The organism is Variovorax sp. 01N429 (assembly GCF_056399425.1).
Window position 1 is genome coordinate 1 of record NZ_JBFTRG010000267.1, and the last position, 352, is coordinate 352.

A 352-nucleotide genomic window follows, 5' to 3' on the forward strand; every position below is an offset into this window, starting at 1 on the left:
CCGTCAAGTGGGTTCAACGTGGCTTCAGCGCTTCTCGATGACGATCTCGGAAATGACGACGTCCTGCACCGGCCGGTCGTTGCCGTCGGTCGCAACCTGGGAGATGGCCTTGACCACGTCCCGGCCCGCCTGGTCCGCGACCTCGCCGAAGATCGTGTGCTTGCGGTTCAGGTGCGCCGGGGTGCCGACCGTGATGAAGAACTGCGAGCCGTTGGTCCCCGGGCCGGCGTTCGCCATGGCCAGCAGGAACGGGCGGCTGAACTGCAGGTCGGGGTGGAACTCGTCGGCGAACTGGTAGCCCGGGCCGCCGCGGCCGGTGCCGGTCGGGTCCCCGCCCTGGATCATGAAGCCG

Annotated in this window: 1 protein-coding gene; it reads right to left on the minus strand. The window is 68.8% G+C overall.

Annotation, left to right across the window (positions count from 1 at the left end; all coding sequences use genetic code 11):
• Nucleotides 1-24 precede the first annotated feature (24 nt).
• The coding region (locus AC1DSF_RS31550) for a peptidylprolyl isomerase (protein WP_478184240.1) at nt 25-352 on the minus strand (328 nt) is incomplete at its 5' end.